Below are 16,586 nucleotides of genomic sequence, written 5' to 3' on the forward strand. Positions count from 1 at the left end.
GGATACCGGGCATGCGGTGGGATCAGGAATTCGACGTCGTGGTGGTCGGCAGCGGCGGCGCCGGGCTCACCGCCGCACTGACCGCGGCGGTCGCCGGCGCCTCGGTAGCGGTGTTCGAGAAGGCGCCGACGGTCGGCGGGACCACCGCCGTCTCGGGCGGCATCGCCTGGATCCCGGCTCATCACCGCTGTCCCGACCGTGAGCTGACGGTGGCCGACGCGCTGCAATATCTGCGCGCGCAGTCGTGGGGATCGATGGACGACGCACTGGTGGAAACGTTCGTGCGGACTGGGCCGGCCATGCTCGACTTCGTCGAGAAACACAGCGGCCTGCGCTTCGAAGTCGCTGCCGGATTCCCCGACTAACGACCCGAGCTGCCCGGCGGTCAGCCCGGCGGTGGGCGCTCGCTCGGCGCGGCGCCGTTCGATCTCGACCGACTTGGCGAGTGGGCGGGCCGGATCACCTCCTTTCCCGCCGATTGGTCCAACGTCGGTTTCGACGCCGAGACCCGGGCCCGGTTGCATGCCGATGTCGGCGCCGGGTCGGGAAACCTGTGCGTGGCCGGCACCGCGCTGGTAGCCGGACTGCTAAAAGGCTTGCTGGACAACGGAGTAGCGCCGTGTGCCAACTCGCCGGCCGCGGAACTGATCGCAGAGGGCGGCGCCGTCACCGGGGTGCGAATCGCGCGCCCCGAGCAGAGCATCGGCGTGCGCGCCCGCAGCGGCGTCGTTCTGGCAACCGGGGGGTTCGAATGGGATCCGGTTCTGGTGCGGGCATTCCTGCGGGGCCCGATGCATGGCGCGGTCTCGCCGCCCACCAACACCGGCGACGGGCTGCGCATGGCAATGGCGTGCGGCGCCGATCTTGCCAATATGGGCGAAGCCTGGTGGGTGCCCATCGTGCAGATCCCCAGCGACACCATCGGCGGCCGGCAACGCAGCCGCAGCGTGCGGCTCGAGCGAACCCGCCCGCGCAGCATCATGGTCAACCGGTCCGGGCGGCGGTTCGTCAACGAGGCATGCGACTACAACTCGATGGCCGGCGCCTTCCACTACCTCGATCCTCGGGGCGGTTACGTCAACGACAGCGGCTGGATTCTCTTCGACTCGATTCACTTGCAGCGTTATGGATTTCTGGGCATCTCACCCGGTCAACAGGTTCCCGGCTGGTTCTGCGAGTCGGCCGACCTGACCGAATTGGGCACTAAGACCGGTATCGACGCCGGCGGGCTGGCGCACACCATCCAGCGGTGGAACCGCAATGTCGCGGCCGGCGTTGACCCCGACTTCGGCCGCGGTTCCACTGCCTACGACGGCTATTGGGGCGATCAGAGTGCCACCACGCTTGCCGGCAAGACCCTCGGCCCGATCGACACCGGCCCTTACTATGCGGTACCGATCCGTGTGGGTGCGATGGGCACCAAGGGCGGACCGCGCACCGACCGCGATGGACGGGTGCTCCACGTCAGCGGCAACCCCGTTCCGGGTCTGTTCGCCGCGGGCAACACGATGGCCGGAGTTACCGGCCGCGCCTACGGCGGCGCCGGCGGAACCATCGGCCCGGCAATGGTTTTTGGGTACCGCGCCGGCTACGCGGCTGCCACCGGGGCATCCCTCGACCGGAACTAGCAGGCACTACAGCCGGCTCAAGGTTTCAGCGGGAGTTCCACACATACGTGGGTGCCCGCTCGGGTGTCGAGAAAAACGAACGTTCCCCCGGCAGCGTCGACCCGGGCCCGGTGCGAAGCCAGTCCGATGTGGCCCTCCCCCAGGCGACGCGCCATGATGTCACCGCTGATTCCCACACCGTCGTCGGCGACATCCAAAACGCACACGCCGTCGGTGATCCCGAGGCTGACCGACGCATTGTGAGCCCGGGAATGACGCACCACGTTCGACAGCAACTCGCGGGCCACGCCGAACACGATCGGGTCGATCTCATTGCGCACCGGATAGTCAATGTCGATGCTGACGTTGATCCCCGAACGCGCCGCCGTGGACGCGGCCAGCTGCTCGACGGCCGCACCGAGGCCGACCTGTTCCAGGACGGCCGGATGCAGCTCGAAAGTAGCCTGCCGCAATCGCTCCGAAGCATCCTGCAAGCCGGCTAACGCTCGGTCAACGCGCTCGTCGCCCGGCCACGCGGTCTGCAGCTCGACGAGTTCCTGTCGCGCGGCCAGCACGTCTTGCAGCGGCCCGTCGTGGATGGACTCCGAGATCCGGCGCTGCAACACCTCCGAGGCCGTCATCGTCTGAGCCAGCAACTCCTCACGCAACGCGCTCAAACCCGCGACCGAGCGGGCGTGGCGCTCCTCGATACGCACCACCACCAACGCGGTGGCACACAGAAATGCGTACAGCACGAACCGGAATATCGCTTCGGGCCAACCGATTGCCCGCACCATTGCCGGATCTTGGATCACCGCGAGCGCAAATCCGATGAGCGTGAAAGCCAGCACCACGGCCGCCCGGCGCGACGACACGTCCAAACCCACCAGCACCGGCAGCAGGGTCATGATCAGCAGCGGATAGATTCCGTCGGTGGACAACAACTGAAATCCGGTCAGGGCGAATACGTCGACGGCGGTGAACGCAAAGGGCTCGTATCTGGCCATCCTGACGAATCGGCGCAATACGATGATGCGTCGTGACGGTGAATATGCCAGGGCCAGCGCCCAAAGCGCGGCCAGCGCGTAGGCCAGGATCAACGCGGATTGCTGCACCCATTCCGAGTGGTTGGTGCCAACAAGCATTGCCGAGACCATCAAAAATACAACGCCGATCCGAAGCACCGAGGCGATTCGGTAGGAGCGCAACTGATGCAGCCGGCGCACCCGCTTGAGTTCCGCGTCGCTGGTCTCTACCACAAGAACACCGTAGTCATGTGCGACCCCGCGATCCGGGGTGTTGCCCGGCAATATGGGCAATCCGCCGGAGCAAACTGCCCGGAAAGCGCGCGGGTTGTGCGGAAATTGCGGACAGATCGACACGGCGAGCGGTTAGACTCATCGCCATGGTCGGCGCTACATGGACATGAGTTGAACATGACGGCGCCCGACAAAGTGCGTGTGGTGGTCGGCGACGACCACCCGCTGTTTCGTGAGGGCGTGGTGCGCGCTCTTTCTTTGAGCGGCTCCGTCAACGTTGTCGGCGAGGCCGACGACGGGGCGACAGCGCTGGAATTGATCAAGACTGAGCTGCCCGACGTCGCTTTACTCGACTACCGAATGCCGGGCATGGACGGCGCCCAGGTGGCGGCCGCGGTGCGCAGCAATGACCTGCCGACCCGCGTGCTGCTGATTTCGGCCCACGACGAATCAGCGATCGTCTACCAGGCTTTGCAGCAGGGTGCCGCCGGTTTCCTGCTGAAGGATTCGACACGCACCGAGATCGTCAAAGCCGTGCTCGATTGCGCCAAGGGACGCGACGTCGTCGCGCCCTCCCTGGTCGGCGGCCTTGCCGGAGAGATCCGCCAGCGAGCGGCGCCGATGGCTCCGGTACTTAGCGCCCGCGAGCGCGAGGTGCTCAATCGTATTGCGCGCGGCCAAAGTATCCCCGCGATCGCCGGCGAACTGTATGTAGCGCCGTCGACCGTCAAGACCCATGTGCAACGGCTCTACGAGAAGCTCGGTGTCAGTGACCGTGCGGCCGCGGTCGCCGAAGCCATGCGACAGGGGCTGCTCGACTAACTGCGTGAGCTCGGCCATTGCCTTCAGGAATCAGACTTCAGCGGGAGTTCCACACATACGTGGGTGCCCGCTCGGGTGTCGAGAAAAACGAACGTTCCCCCGGCAGCGTCGACCCGGGCTCGGTGCGAAGCCAGTCCGATGTGGCCCTCCCCCAGGCGACGCGCCATGATGTCACCGCTGATTCCCACACCGTCGTCGGCGACATCCAAAACGCACACGCCGTCGGTGATCCCGAGGCTGACCGACGCATTGTGAGCCCGGGAATGACGCACCACGTTCGACAGCAACTCGCGGGCCACGCCGAACACGATCGGGTCGATCTCATTGCGCACCGGATAGTCAATGTCGATGCTGACGTTGATCCCCGAACGCGCCGCCGTGGACGCGGCCAGCTGCTCGACGGCCGCACCGAGGCCGACCTGTTCCAGGACGGCCGGATGCAGCTCGAAAGTAGCCTGCCGCAATCGCTCCGAAGCATCCTGCAAGCCGGCTAACGCTCGGTCAACGCGCTCGTCGCCCGGCCACGCGGTCTGCAGCTCGACGAGTTCCTGTCGCGCGGCCAGCACGTCTTGCAGCGGCCCGTCGTGGATGGACTCCGAGATCCGGCGCTGCAACACCTCCGAGGCCGTCATCGTCTGAGCCAGCAACTCCTCACGCAACGCGCTCAAACCCGCGACCGAGCGGACATGTCGCTCCTCGATGCGCACCACCACCAACGCCGTGGCGCACAGAAACGCGTACAGCGAGAAGAGAAAACCGGTATGGGGCCAGCCGCTCGGGCCGAGGAGCACACCGTCGTGAACCCCCGCCAGCACGAAGCCGAGCAGGCTGAACGCCAGCACCGCCATGGTTCGCAGCGACGAGATGTCGACGCCCGCCAGGACCGGCAGCAATGTCATGATCAGCAGCGGATAGAGCCCGTGGGCCGACAGCAGCTGAAAACCGGTCAACGCCACGATGTCGATGGCGGTGAATGTCAGCGGCTCCCAGCGGCGCACGCCTGCCGACTCCCCCGCGCCGATTCGTCGCCGCACCGGAGAAAAGGCCAGCGCCAGGGCACACACCGCGGCAAGCCCATAGAAGGCGACCAAGACGGTTTGCTGTGCCCATTCGTGCGCGGGGGTGCCGACGATCATCGCGGCGATGAGGAACACCAGGACGCCTATGCGAAGCACCGAGACGATCCGGTAGGACCGCAGCTGGTGCAGCTTGCGCACCCGCTCCAGTTCCACGTCGCTGGAGATCGCCACTGGAATACCGTACTCACGGCGGCGCGTCCCGGCTTGCTCCGCAACCCGCCGGCCGCCTAACAGCTTCGCCGGCCGGGCGCGCAGACCGGAATGGGCGCGGCCACCGCCGCCGCTGACGTCGTTGACCCGACGCGCCGGCTGAGCCGCCGATGAGCAGACCAGGGCGACGACGTCCGGATGGCTAGTCAGCACTCGCCGCTTCCCCTGGTCAGCGGACCCGGCACGGCGGGTCCAGCTGGGACCGAAGGGTGTGGTTGGCCGCTGCCGAGGCGGACCGGCGCAGCGCGCGGGCCAGCGGCAGACACAGCGCCGCCCCGATCAGACCTACCGTCGCCGTGACGACCGCCACCAGACGATGACCGCCATGAATCAGGCTGTAGGAGGCGATGATTGGCGCTATCACTGAGGCGATGGCCAGCGTCATGGACCAGATGCCGTGGTAGCGACCACCATTGGCGGGCGGGGCGATCCGGTGCACGACGCCCGCGGCAATCACGAACCAGGCGATCTCGCCCGGGGTGCAGATAGCCGTAGCGACGGTGAAGCCGAGGGTGGTGTGGGCGAGCGCGGCGCCCGACATGCTCAGCGCCGTCCACACTCCGGCAACGGCCAGGATGTCGAGCCGGGGACGGAAGCGGGTCGCCGCCTTTCGTCCCAGCCATGGTGTCATCACCGGGGTCAGACCGATACCAGCGACGGCGTTGGCCAGTTGCGCCCAGCCGAATTCGTCTGCGCCCAAACCGCTGTCGGCCATCAGCATGGGGACCGCTGCATAAAGACCACGCACCGCCGTCAGCGTTGCCAGGCTGGACGCGAACAACAGAACCAGCCGGGCATCCGAAAACGCGCCGCGGTAGCCGACGTCAGCACGCTGAGCCATGGGCTCGGTGACCGCTCGGCGAGCGTTCCCGGCGGGGATGCAGCAGGCTGCCAGCAGCGCCAGCAGCGCGCACGCAGCGGCGTTGATCCAAAACAGCACCGGCACGCCCGACCAGCCGGCGAGCAGACCCCCCACACCGCCGGTGATCGCCCGGCCAATGCTGACGATCCAGCCGAAGCGCCAGGCGTCGATCTTCGCGCGCAGCCGCGGGTCCGGCACCAACTCGGCGATCGCGGAGCCCAACACCGGGCGCGGCGCGTCGTAGACCACGCCGGTGACCAGCGCTCCGATCAGCAGTGCCGGCACGCTGCGGGCCTGGGCCATGAGCGCCAGCACCGTGGCAGCGACCAGCATGGTCGACGCCAGCGTCGCGCGCGGCCCGGTATGGTCCGCCAGCCAGCCACAGCCCAGTTGACCCACGGCCCAGCCGACTCCGAAGGCGGCCAGGACTGCGCCCACAGCGCCCGCGGCGTACCCCCGCCCGGCCACGTGAAACGCCATGAACGGATAGGCGAACCCGGCCGCGCGCACCACCAGGTTGCCACCCAGCAGCAGCCAAATGACGCCGGGATATCCATGCTGGCGGGACGAGTGAAACCGGGACGAGTGAAACCGGGACGAGTGAAACCGGGACGAGTGAAACGACGTGTGTCGCCCACTGCCATACCGGCCCCCAATGGCGGCGACCGTTCGCAGTCGCTGAAAAGCCTTAGGGAGATCAACCTCCGGGCCCGAACCGAGCACCGGTTCGCTGCCTGCGGTGGCCGCGGTCGTCGTCACAGTTGAACGGTAGAAATGATCACGCCGCGACAACTCCGCTGATCGGCTCCAATACCGGCGCGACCTGCGTCCGCTGATCGGCGGACAAGGCCAGCCTCGGGGGCCGCGATCGCCGGCGAGTTCTGGCCGAGCAGGTTCGTGGCGATCAGAACCGTCAGCTGCGCACGGTTGGCTGCCACGAATGCCGGATGAACCGTCATCGCGCGGGCGCACTCGTAGGCGACGGCCGCGGCCGCGGCTTGTCCGGCGGCCCGCTCAGCCCGGGCAGCGCCGGCTTTCAGCCAGGCCACACAGAAGGTGGCCGCAGCGCCCATCCTGGTCGTGCTGGCGCCGAGCCAGGACCCGCCGATCAGGCCGATGATCACGGACTCGACGGCGGTTGCGAGGGTGGTCGACTCCATGGCCAGTTCGTCCCACGCGCCGGGGGCGGCCAGCATCGATCCTGCCCGGCCCGGCGTAGATGCGCCCGGGATCGACTTCGGGCGGCAGCACCCCGTGCACCATCGCCGCGGATTCCGCCGTTAGCGGGCTGCTATCGCGTTGGCCGCCTCGGTTGCCGCATAGGAACCGGCGCTGGCTCCGAGAGTGGTCACAAAGCGCTCGTGGATGGCTGCGGCCTGCGCGCTGACTGCTTCGTAGAGGGCGCCGTGGGCAGCGAAGTGCGCGGCTGTCAACGCCGACACCTCGTCGGCGGCGGCCGGCATAACACCGGTGATGGGAGCTATCGCGGCGGCATTGCTCGCGTCCATCGAGCTACCGATCGACTGCAGGGCCCCCGCTGCCGAGATCAGCGCCTCGGGCTCACTAGTCACGAACGACATGAGACAACAATGCCGTGGCGCCCCGTCGATGTCTGTCGGGCGAGCGGGCACTTTGCTGGCGGAATCATGCTGTCCACCGATCGACGGATGCGGTGTCCTCCGTCCGGGGCGATGGGTCGGACGCGATCAGGGCTCCCGGTCCTGTTGGGTGGACGGGGCCAGCAACCGCTCGGCGGCGGTATACGGGTCGTCGCGGCCGTCGACCACCGACTCGGCGAGCCGATCGAGGTCGGTTCGGGCCCGTAGCCGGGTGTGGGCCAATGACAGGATCTGCGCCCGCGCGCGGGCCAGCCGGCGTGCCCGGCTGTCGCTGCGATGATGCGCGTCGATCGCGGCCACCAACTCCGCGACACCTTCACCGCGCGCGGCCGCGAGTTTGACTATGGGAGCGTCGGTTTCAGCCCGCAGGTCCCGCACGGTCTGCTCGGCGCCGTCTCGGTCGGCCTTGTTCACCGCCACGACGTCGGCGACTTCCAGCAGACCCGCTTTGGCAGCCTGCACCGCATCACCCATGCCGGGGTTGAGGATGACGACGGTCGGGTCGGCGACGGCGGCGATCTCGATCTCCGATTGGCCCACGCCGACGGTTTCAGCCAGGACGACGTCGTAACCGATGGTTTGCAACAGTCGGATGGCGGCGGGAACGGCGGCGGCCAGACCACCGAGATGGCCGCGACTGGCGACCGAGCGAATCAGTACGTCAGAGTCGTTGATATGCGCGGTCATTCGGATGCGATCGCCGAGCAGGGCTCCGCCGCTGAACGGTGACGACGGGTCCACGGCCAGTACCGCCACCCGACAGCCACGCTCCCGGTACACGCTGACCAGGGCAGCGATCGTCGTCGATTTTCCGGCGCCCGGCGGTCCGGTGATGCCGACGACGCGCATTGCGGACACCGGCGCCGGACCCAGGGCGGTCAATACCTCGTCACGCCGGTCACTTTCGACCAGGCTCAGCAACCGACCTGCTGCGCGGAAAGAGCCGTTGCGCGCCCGGTCAATCAGATCGGCGATGTCCATGAGCGTTAGGGCGCGTTATGGCGCGTTATGGCGCTGCGACCTCAATGACCGTCGCCGAGCCCATGCCGCCGCCGGCGCACATGGCCGCGACGCCGATACCGCCGCCGCGGCGGCGCAGTTCATACACCAGCGTCACGAGCATTCGTGCGCCGGTTGCCGCCACCGGATGCCCGAGCGAGCAGCCGCTGCCGCTGACGTTGACCCGGTCCGGGTCCAGGTCGAGCATCTTCACGGTGGCCACACACATCGACGCGAACGCTTCGTTGACCTCGAACAGACCCACGTCGGATGTCGAAAGCCCAGCTCGGTCAAGTGCTTTCGGTATCACCTCGACAGGCGCCAAGCCGGTGGCCGCAGGGTCCACGCCGACCGACGCCCAGGACATGATGCGGGCCAGGGCGGGTAGTCCCAGCCGGTCACTGTGGCGGTCGCCGGCGATGGTCAGCACCGCGGCGCCGTCGTTGGCGCCGCAGGCATTACCCGCGGTGATCGAGAAGCCTTCGATTTCGGGATGCAATGGCTTGAGCGCGGCCAGCTTTTCTAAGGTGGTGTCGCGGCGTGGATGTTCATCGACCGAGAACAGCCCGTGCGGCGTCTCGATAGGCACGATCTCTTCCTTGAACCGGCCTTCGTCGATCGCGGCGATCGCATTGCGGTGTGACCGCAGCGCCCACGCGTCCATCTCCTCGCGGGTGACGCCGGCCTTGACCGCGGCGTTCCACCCCACGGTGATGGACATGTCCAAGTTGGGTGCGTCCGGCCGGTCGGGATGGGTCGGCGGGAACCAGTCGACCCATTCGCCGCCGGCCAGCATCCGCGCCCGCGGAGAGGTGGAGGCCGAATTCACGCCCCCGGCGATGACGAGCTGGTCCATCCCCGCGCGCACACTGGCCGCAGCACTTTGCACCGCGGCCTGCCCGGCGGCGCAGTGGCGATTGTTCGCCAAACCGGGCACTTGGGTCAGGCCGGCGGTGATGGCCGCGTGCCGGGCGATCACGCCGCCGCCGTAGAGCCCCTCACCCAAGATGACGTCGTCGACCAGGGCAGAGTCCAAACCGGCCGCGGCCTCGCTGACCACGTGGTGGGCCAGGTCGAAAGCGCTGGTGTCGCGCAATGTTCCTTTGCGAGCGGTGCCGATGGGAGTGCGCAGGGCGGACACGATGACGGCTTCGGGCACAGGTCTTCTCCATCCATAGGGTCCACGGGGTTGCGAGAACACTATTCTCTCAGTTCGAGAGGACGAGTTGCAAGGACGCTCGGTGGGGCCGCCAGGACTCTGCAAGCGTATGCAGCCGGGAATCAATTTGGCGCGCAGCCTGGTGTGCTGGCACAGCGTTGCGACTGCCAAGCACCATCGAAGAGCGGCAGAGCAGACAATGCGAAACAACCCGTCAAGGAGAAACAATGCTCACCAAAGCCATGGTCAGTGCGGCCGTCATGCTCGGCGCCGCGGTTGGGGTGGCAGCACCCGCCATGGCGGATCCGTCCACCAGCCCGTCCGACAGCATTGGCTCCTTGGCACTCAATTGTGACGACAACGCGATCTGCCCACCCGTCGGCTCAGGCAACGCGCCGACGGTCAATCCGCAGCAGCTGACCCAGGCAATCAAAAACGGCTTCGCCGGCCCGAGCGATTTCTCTGATCTGCAAGGCCGGCAGTAATTCAAGGGCTTGCTGCGCACATAACAGGCCATCGCTGAACTTATTGCGCGGCCGAGGGTCGTGCCGCTATGCCGCCGACGCCGCCGATTCGAGCCGTTCCTCCAACCCCGGCGGTCCGTAGTAATGCACCGCGACTTTGATCAAACTGACAGCCATCTGCGGAGTCCAGCCCGGATTGTCCTTGATGATCTTGTTGGCCATGACCGTGACCCCCTTCATCGTGGGGTGACCGGCCAGGTAATCAGCTATGACATGACCGATCCGGATCGCGTTTCCGGGTTCGTTATATGTGAGATTGCGGCGGTCCAGGTCCGTGATGTACATCCGGTCACAGTCCGCGAGGTCGAAACCGCGACTTTCACACGCGGTGCCCTCGGCGCGGGCCAGCGGCACTACCGACGGCGTCACCAGAAGCGATGCCAGCACAATGGTCATCGCCAGCAGAATCTTGGTGAAGCTTCTTAATAGACCCACATCACTACCTTGGCTCATCGAGCACGCTGCCATTTTCCGTTCCCCTCCCTCGCGACCCGGCTCGTCAAAGTCGAGTCCACTCGAATCGACTTTTCCGCTTGAGCGAGATCTCCGACTAGGGTCTTTGGGCCTTGGCGGTTTGGTCAGAAAAAAGATCCCCTGTCCGGACGGTCACAACGTCAGAACTCGGCCTGTCCCGCCGCGAAAATTCTTTAACAATCTCTGGAAATGTTGGGAAATCAGGCATTACGCCCGGTTCGGATTACCGCTGGCCTTGCGTATCGGAGAAATCGCTGGGAGCAGCGAAACCGTTCTTGATTGCCTGGGTCAGCTGTTGCGGATTGATCGTCGGCGCATTACCGGAACCCACTGGTGGGCATTCCGTGTTGTCGGGACACGTGAGCGCCAACGGGCCGATACCGTCGGCCGGGCCGGTGGGGCTGGTGGACGGGTCGGCCGCGGCGGGCGCTGCCACTCCGGCCGCGGCGCCGAGCACTATGGCCGCACTGAGCAGGATTTTATTGACCATGACTTCTCCTCGTCTGTTGAGTGAAACTGTACGCGGTTTCGGATTGCCGCAGTCACGGTGCGCTTATCCGAAAAATGAGTTATTTAATTACTTTTCGCCCCCCGACGTGCCCAATCCGGGAAAAGGCGGCTGGCTACGACGAGCAAACTCCATTGCCATCTTTCGCAGGATCGACGCTGTGTACTCGACTCGACTTTGCCCGTAACGACAACGGCCGGCTAGGGTCTTTGGCCCTCCGGTAGCTGGGACAGATGGGAAGCCGACGACGGATCGGTGGCCTGCAGCGCCATGGTCGCGGGGCGCCCTACCGAGCCATCGAAGACTTATTCGGGTCGGCCAGCACGACGGCTGTCCCGATGGTTGGCTAGTGGCATGACTCGACCTGAGGGGACGATCGCGGTGCCCGGCGGAAACGTGTGGTTCACGCGGGTCGGCGGCGGACCCGGCCTTCCGCTGCTAGTGGTGCACGGCGGTCCGGGCTTGCCGCACTACTACTTGAGCTCGCTGAAGCGGCTGGCACACGAGCGGGAGGTCGTCTTCTGGGATCAACTCGGCTGTGGCAACTCCGAATGTCCGTCGAATGCGCAACTGTGGACAATGCAGCGCTCGGTGGCCGAAATGGACGCCGTGGTGCAAGCATTGGGACTCAACGCCTTTCATATCTTCGGCAACTCATGGGGCGGGATGCTCGCCCAGCAGTATGTGCTTGACGTGCCATCCGGCGCGGTGAGCTTGACCATCTCGAACAGCACCGCGTCCATACCGCAGTTCGCCGACCACGTCGCCCAGTTGAAGTCCCAGTTGGACCCGGCCACCCAAGCCGCCATTGACCACCATGAAGCCGCAGGCACCACACATTCGGCCGAATACCAGGCCGCGATCACCACCTGGAACGAGACATTTCTGTGCCGCACCCGGCCCTGGCCCGGCGAGCTCTACCAAGCATTCCAGAACACCGGTGCGGAGATCTTCGAAACGATGTTCGGCCCCAGCGACTTTCACATCGTCGGGACCATTCGGAGCTGGAACATCGTCGATCGGTTAGCGCAGATCACGTTGCCCACACTGCTGCTCGCCGGCAAGTATGACGAATGCTCGCCGGAACACATGCGCGACATGCACCGCCGCATTGCCGGTTCGCGGTTCGAGTTCTTCGAGCGCAGCGCACACCTGCCGTTCATCGAGGAACCGGAGCGCTTCGACGCGGTGATGCGCGACTTCTTGCGGCAACATGACGGCGGCGGCCCCCCCGTGCGAGCGTAGTGCTGCGGCCGAAACTGGCCCGAAATGTCGCTGCGCTCGTTAGTTCTTGCCCACGGTCAGGTTGGTGATGATCGAGCGGAAGTCCTCGGTGGTGAAGGATTGGTGTTCGGCCGAAAGGGCATAGTCCAAGCTGGCCAACACGGCTCGTTCGAGATGGATGTTGAGTACCCGCTTGGTACTTTCGACGGCTTGCTGGGGCAACTCCATGATGCGCTGGGCACAGGCAACCGCCTCGGCTACCGGGTCGGCGACCACGTGGTTGGCCAGCCCGAGCTCGACGGCCCGCTGAGCGCGAATTCGGGTACCTGTCAACGCATATTCCTTAGCCAGCATCAGGCTGATGTGCAGTGGCCAGGTCAGTGGACCTCCGTCGGCGGCCACCAATCCCACCTGCACATGCGGGTCGGCCAGGTAGGCGTCTTCGGCGATGTAGACGATGTCGCTCAGTGCGACCAAGCTGCAGCCGAGCCCGACGGCCGGGCCGTTGACCGCTGCCACCACCGGTACTCGGCAGCGTGCCATACCCAGCACGATGTCACGGCCATGGGCAATGGTTTTGGCGCGCAGGTCCGCGTCGTGGGCCAATTCGGCCAGATACGCGAAGTCACCGCCGGCCGAGAACGCCCGGCCGCTGCCGGTGAGAACCGCAGCCCGGGCAGTGCGGTCGTCACTCAATCGCGGCCACAGCTGCGCGAGCCCCACATGAAGATTGTCGTTGACGGCGTTGAGGGCATTCGGGCGGTTCAGGGTGATGATGCGCAACGCCCCGTCGGCACGAACGTCGATTTCTGCTGGCATGTCGTACATTTCAGACCCCTAATCCCAGGATTCGCGAAGCGATGATGTTCTTCTGTATCTGCGAGGTGCCGCCCATCACGCTTTGCGCGCGGCTGTACAAGTAGGCGTTGAGCAGGTCCGGGTCGCCGGTTCCGCCAACGGCCAATGCTGCGTGTCCGACGGATTGCTCCACCCACGTCATCAGCAGCTTGTCCAGCGAACCTTCCGGTCCGTGCGACACCCCGTCGAGCTGTTCGGAGAGCCGGCGGCGCACGTGATGGGTCAGCATCTCCGCCTGGACCGCCGCCCAGGCGAGCTCTTCGGATGGCGGATCCTCACTGCGCGCCAACAGCTCTCGCACCAGCTTGCCGTAGCGGGCCGCATAGCCCAGCGTGGCCGGTTCGCGCTCGTGGCCCACCACGGTCATGGCCACCGCCCAGCCGTCACCGGGAGCGCCCACCATGCGATCTGCCGGGACGGTTATGCTGTCGAAGAACACCTGGCCGAATTCATTGCTGACGCCGTTCATCATCCGCAGCGGACGTTGTTGCACGTTCGGCTGTTTCATCTCGACGATGAACGCAGACAGGCCGCGATGCCGAGTGGCTTCCGGGTCGGTACGGGCCAGCAGCAGACACCAGTCGGCCACGTCGGAGTAGCTGGTCCAGATCTTGTGTCCGCGCAGCACATAATGGTCACCCTCGCGGGTGGCGGTGGTGGTCAGTCCTGCCAGATCAGAGCCCGCACCAGGCTCGCTGAAGCCCTGACACCAGCGCTGGCTGCCGTCGATGATGCCGGGCAGGAAGCGTCGCCGCAGTGCGTCACTGCCGTGGCGTCCGATACCGAAGACCAGGTAACCGACGCTGGGGCGCGGCGGTGCGCCGGCACGCGCCAGCTCTTCGTCGACGATGACGTCGTAGACCGGCGCCAGCTCCTGGCCGCCGTATTCGCGCGGCCACGACAATCCGAAGAATCCTGCCCGATACAGCGCCCGATGCCAATCGGCCTGACGCTTCCAGTATTCGTCGCCGGTAGCGCGGAACTCCTCGGCGTGCAGGGCAAGCCAACTACGCAGGCGCTCGCGGAAGGCGGCCTCCTGCGGCGAATCACGAAAGTCCACGACCGACCTCCTTCAGGCGCACCGGCCACAGCTCCGTCGACGTCAAGGCCCGGCGCAGATATACGTGCGCCAGACAATCCCAGGTATTACCGATGCCGCCGTGCACCTGCACAGCGGTCTCACAGACGGTTCGGGAGGCACGCGCGCAGTACACCTTCGCGACGCGGGCCGCGCGTGCGGCTGCGGCCGGTTCGAGTTCGTCCACCGCCCACGCGGCATGCCGCAGGATGCTGATCGAACCTTCGATCAGTGCCAGCCCTTCGGCCAACAGGTGGGCGACGGACTGATACGAACCGATCGTCTTTCCGTACTGGGTACGTATTTTCGCGTAGTCACAAGCCAGCGCGTGCGCCCCCCGGGCAGCACCGACCAGGTCCGCCGCGGTAGCCACCACCGCCAGCGCTTGCCAGCGTGCGGCCGCGCCGGCGGATATCTCACCGACAGGCGCCGGTGACCCGGTTATCCCCGCCGTCGCCCGGGTCAAGTCCGCACCGCCGCGGCCCGAATCCAGTTCGGCCGCATACACTGTGGTGCCCGAAAGTAGCAGTGCGCGTCGATAGCCGCGAGCATCGAATGCCAGCCGGTCGACGGCGATGGTGGCGTCGCTCCGCCCGGCATCCAGGTGGCGTGCCAGGTCGTCGGCGAGGAGCGGCCCGAGAAGCGGGGCATCGACCAGTCGGCGCCCGAATTCCGCTGCAACAATGGATACTTCGACCCCCGAAGCGCCATCGGAGCGCAGCGATCGCCAGCCCGTCATGACAATGTGGCGGTCCAGCCGGGCAATTCGGCTCTCGTCGGCCAGCTCCGAAACCGAGCCAGGCCCCAAGTCGTCGGCGAATTTCGCTGCGGTGTCCCGCAATTGTCGTTGTTCAGCTGTCAGACGGACATCCATGGAGATCCTTGAGCACTCGGCGCAACACCTTGCCCGAGGGCAGGCGCGGAATTTCGGGCACGAACACGACCCGACTCAGCCGTTTGTAGGGGGCCAGCCGGGCCGCCACCTGCGCGGTGAGCTCGGCAGCCACCCCGGTGTCGCCGGGTACGTGCGTGGCGACGGCGGCGACAACCGCTTCGCCGTTGGCGCCGTCGGGAACACCGAACACCGCGCAGTCTTTGACCGCCAGATGGCTGTGCAGCACGGCCTCGACTTCGGCCGGCGCAACCTGGAATCCGCGCACTTTGATCATCTCCTTGAGCCGGTCGGTAATGCGCAGCCAACCCTCCCCGTCAAGCCAACCGACGTCTCCGGTCCGATACCAGCCGTCGCAGCACACCTCGGCGTTGGCCGCGGCCGGCAGATAGCCGGCCATCAAAGACGCCGACCGCGCCTGGATTTCGCCGACTTGCCCCGGGCCGGCCACGTGGCCGGTTTCCGCTGACACGATCCGCACGTCCACGCCGGCCACCGGTTGCCCCACCGAGTCCAGACGGGGCTGCTCGGGCGGATTGCAGGCAATCACCGGCAATTCGGTGGTGCCATAGGCGGGAACCCATCGGACGCCGGTGCGCCGGGTCACGGTTTCGGCGATGCTCACGGTGACCGGCGTGGCGCCCCACATGATGAACCGCAGCGAGGACAGATCGTAGGACGCTAGTTTCGGGTGTGACGCCATGGCCTGGGCGATGGGCGCAACTGCCATTTCGATGGTGATGCGGTCGGTTTCGATGGTCTGCAGCATCCGATCCACGTCGAACCGCGGATGCAGGCGCACCAACGCGCCTGTCCGCAGCGCGGTCAGGATGTTGAGCAGGCCGAGGATGTGCGACGGCGGCGTGGCGACCTGGATGCGGTCGCGCTCGGTGAGCCGCAGCGCCTCGCGCCAGTGGCGAACGGCGGCATCCAGCGATGCGTGGGTGTGCCGCACGGCTTTTGGCAGGCCCGTGGTGCCCGAGCTGAACACCAGCACCGCGTCTTCCCGGGGCTGCGGGGAAGCCGACAACGGCTCTGCGGACACGGCCGGCTCGTCCAGCTGCAGCATCGGCATCAGGCCGGCGAGCGCCGGGTGGTCGCCGACGGCGTGGGCCGGTTCGGTCAGGCCCAGGGCATGGTCGACCTCGTCGCGTTTCCAGGCCGGGCTGATCAGCACCGCCGCCGCCCCCAGCCGCCAGATCGCCTGCAACGCGGCGACGAACTCCGGCCGGTTGGAAGCCATCACCGCGACCCGCTCACCGGCGCGGACGCCATGGTGGTGCAGGCTCGCAGCCAGGCCGTCGGTCAGCGCGTCAAGCGCGCGCCGGCTCAAGCGCCGATCCTCGACCACGAGCGCGGCCGGCTCGGTCACGTCGCGTCCTTCCCCGGGCAGCCCTGAGAGTCGTGAGAAG

Annotated in this window: 16 protein-coding genes and 1 pseudogene; 4 read left to right on the top strand and 13 right to left on the bottom strand. The window is 66.5% G+C overall.

The genetic code is table 11. The features are described 5' to 3' along the window. The first annotated feature begins 11 nt into the window (after positions 1–11). Positions 12–1,628, top strand: a pseudogene (locus EET13_RS24175) (FAD-dependent oxidoreductase). A 17-nt stretch (positions 1,629–1,645) separates the two neighbouring features. On the opposite strand, the gene EET13_RS24180 reads toward EET13_RS24175, so the two are convergent. Next, a complete protein-coding gene (locus tag EET13_RS24180) occupies positions 1,646–2,866 on the bottom strand; it encodes a sensor histidine kinase (protein WP_211186518.1) in 1,221 nt (406 codons plus the stop codon). 177 nt (positions 2,867–3,043) lie between these two features. On the opposite strand from EET13_RS24180, the gene narL reads away from it, so the two are divergent. Beyond that, on the top strand, positions 3,044–3,688 hold the full coding sequence (gene narL / locus EET13_RS24185; RefSeq protein WP_425293725.1) for a two-component system response regulator NarL: 645 nt from the start codon (positions 3,044–3,046) through the stop codon (positions 3,686–3,688). Positions 3,689–3,711: 23 nt separating this feature from the next. On the opposite strand, the gene EET13_RS24190 is transcribed toward narL, so the two are convergent. The 6 genes from EET13_RS24190 to EET13_RS24215 form a co-directional block, all read right to left on the bottom strand. Beyond that, entirely contained in the window at positions 3,712–4,938 is a 1,227-nt protein-coding gene (locus tag EET13_RS24190; protein WP_122444675.1) for a sensor histidine kinase, read from the bottom strand. Positions 4,939–5,146: 208 nt separating this feature from the next. Beyond that, the gene (locus EET13_RS24195) at positions 5,147–6,379 is read right to left on the bottom strand and encodes an MFS transporter (RefSeq protein WP_244604088.1); all 1,233 of its coding nucleotides are present in this window, start codon (positions 6,377–6,379) and stop codon (positions 5,147–5,149) included. A 215-nt stretch (positions 6,380–6,594) separates the two neighbouring features. Beyond that, positions 6,595–7,035: a PPE family protein gene (locus EET13_RS24200; RefSeq protein ID WP_122444626.1), complete on the bottom strand. Its 441-nt coding sequence runs from the start codon at positions 7,033–7,035 to the stop codon at positions 6,595–6,597. 84 nt (positions 7,036–7,119) lie between these two features. Further along, positions 7,120–7,419, bottom strand: coding sequence for a PE family protein (locus EET13_RS24205; RefSeq protein WP_122444627.1), 300 nt, complete (start codon positions 7,417–7,419; stop codon positions 7,120–7,122). A 126-nt stretch (positions 7,420–7,545) separates the two neighbouring features. After that, entirely contained in the window at positions 7,546–8,439 is an 894-nt protein-coding gene (gene meaB / locus EET13_RS24210) for a methylmalonyl Co-A mutase-associated GTPase MeaB (protein ID WP_122444628.1), read from the bottom strand. Positions 8,440–8,464: 25 nt separating this feature from the next. Beyond that, complete coding sequence (locus EET13_RS24215) at positions 8,465–9,616, bottom strand: thiolase family protein (RefSeq protein ID WP_122444629.1); 1,152 nt, start codon at positions 9,614–9,616, stop codon at positions 8,465–8,467. Between the two features lie 227 nt (positions 9,617–9,843). Here EET13_RS24215 and EET13_RS24220 point away from each other — a divergent pair, with 227 nt between their 5' ends. Beyond that, a complete protein-coding gene (locus tag EET13_RS24220) occupies positions 9,844–10,101 on the top strand; it encodes a hypothetical protein (RefSeq protein ID WP_122444630.1) in 258 nt (85 codons plus the stop codon). 66 nt (positions 10,102–10,167) lie between these two features. Here the strand turns inward: EET13_RS24220 and EET13_RS24225 are convergent, their stop codons facing one another. After that, positions 10,168–10,575, bottom strand: a complete 408-nt coding sequence (locus tag EET13_RS24225; protein ID WP_168990876.1) for a DUF732 domain-containing protein — start codon at positions 10,573–10,575, stop codon at positions 10,168–10,170. Positions 10,576–10,837: 262 nt separating this feature from the next. Further along, positions 10,838–11,104, bottom strand: a complete 267-nt coding sequence (locus tag EET13_RS24230; RefSeq protein ID WP_122444632.1) for a hypothetical protein — start codon at positions 11,102–11,104, stop codon at positions 10,838–10,840. 372 nt (positions 11,105–11,476) lie between these two features. Here EET13_RS24230 and EET13_RS24235 point away from each other — a divergent pair, with 372 nt between their 5' ends. Then, on the top strand, positions 11,477–12,367 hold the full coding sequence (locus EET13_RS24235) for a proline iminopeptidase-family hydrolase (protein WP_122444633.1): 891 nt from the start codon (positions 11,477–11,479) through the stop codon (positions 12,365–12,367). Between the two features lie 39 nt (positions 12,368–12,406). Here the strand turns inward: EET13_RS24235 and EET13_RS24240 are convergent, their stop codons facing one another. Genes EET13_RS24240 through EET13_RS24255 form a run of 4 tightly spaced genes read right to left on the bottom strand, consistent with a single transcriptional unit; the run spans position 12,407 to position 16,546 of the window. Next, a complete protein-coding gene (locus EET13_RS24240; protein WP_122444634.1) occupies positions 12,407–13,174 on the bottom strand; it encodes an enoyl-CoA hydratase/isomerase family protein in 768 nt (255 codons plus the stop codon). Between the two features lies 1 nt (position 13,175). Then, positions 13,176–14,264 carry an acyl-CoA dehydrogenase family protein gene (locus EET13_RS24245; protein ID WP_122444635.1) on the bottom strand — a complete coding sequence of 363 codons (1,089 nt, stop codon included), beginning with the start codon at positions 14,262–14,264 and terminating at the stop codon, positions 13,176–13,178. Continuing rightward, positions 14,251–15,156, bottom strand: a complete 906-nt coding sequence (locus EET13_RS24250; protein ID WP_122444636.1) for an acyl-CoA dehydrogenase family protein — start codon at positions 15,154–15,156, stop codon at positions 14,251–14,253. Before EET13_RS24250 ends, EET13_RS24245 begins: the two co-directional genes overlap by 14 nt. After that, positions 15,134–16,546: a class I adenylate-forming enzyme family protein gene (locus tag EET13_RS24255; RefSeq protein ID WP_122444637.1), complete on the bottom strand. Its 1,413-nt coding sequence runs from the start codon at positions 16,544–16,546 to the stop codon at positions 15,134–15,136. Before EET13_RS24255 ends, EET13_RS24250 begins: the two co-directional genes overlap by 23 nt. Positions 16,547–16,586 lie beyond the last annotated feature (40 nt).

The organism is Mycobacterium attenuatum (genome assembly GCF_900566085.1).
GTDB classification, from domain to species: domain Bacteria; phylum Actinomycetota; class Actinomycetes; order Mycobacteriales; family Mycobacteriaceae; genus Mycobacterium; species Mycobacterium attenuatum.

Coding starts and splice junctions, on each gene's coding strand:
- EET13_RS24240 (WP_122444634.1), bottom strand. CDS start 13,174: ATGTACGACATGCCAGCAGAAATCGACGTTCGTGCCGACGGGGCGTTG.
- EET13_RS24200 (WP_122444626.1), bottom strand. CDS start 7,035: ATGCTGGCCGCCCCCGGCGCGTGGGACGAACTGGCCATGGAGTCGACC.
- EET13_RS24205 (WP_122444627.1), bottom strand. CDS start 7,419: ATGTCGTTCGTGACTAGTGAGCCCGAGGCGCTGATCTCGGCAGCGGGG.
- EET13_RS24220 (WP_122444630.1), top strand. CDS start 9,844: ATGCTCACCAAAGCCATGGTCAGTGCGGCCGTCATGCTCGGCGCCGCG.
- EET13_RS24235 (WP_122444633.1), top strand. CDS start 11,477: ATGACTCGACCTGAGGGGACGATCGCGGTGCCCGGCGGAAACGTGTGG.
- EET13_RS24230 (WP_122444632.1), bottom strand. CDS start 11,104: ATGGTCAATAAAATCCTGCTCAGTGCGGCCATAGTGCTCGGCGCCGCG.
- meaB (WP_122444628.1), bottom strand. CDS start 8,439: ATGGACATCGCCGATCTGATTGACCGGGCGCGCAACGGCTCTTTCCGC.
- narL (WP_425293725.1), top strand. CDS start 3,044: ATGACGGCGCCCGACAAAGTGCGTGTGGTGGTCGGCGACGACCACCCG.
- EET13_RS24250 (WP_122444636.1), bottom strand. CDS start 15,156: ATGGATGTCCGTCTGACAGCTGAACAACGACAATTGCGGGACACCGCA.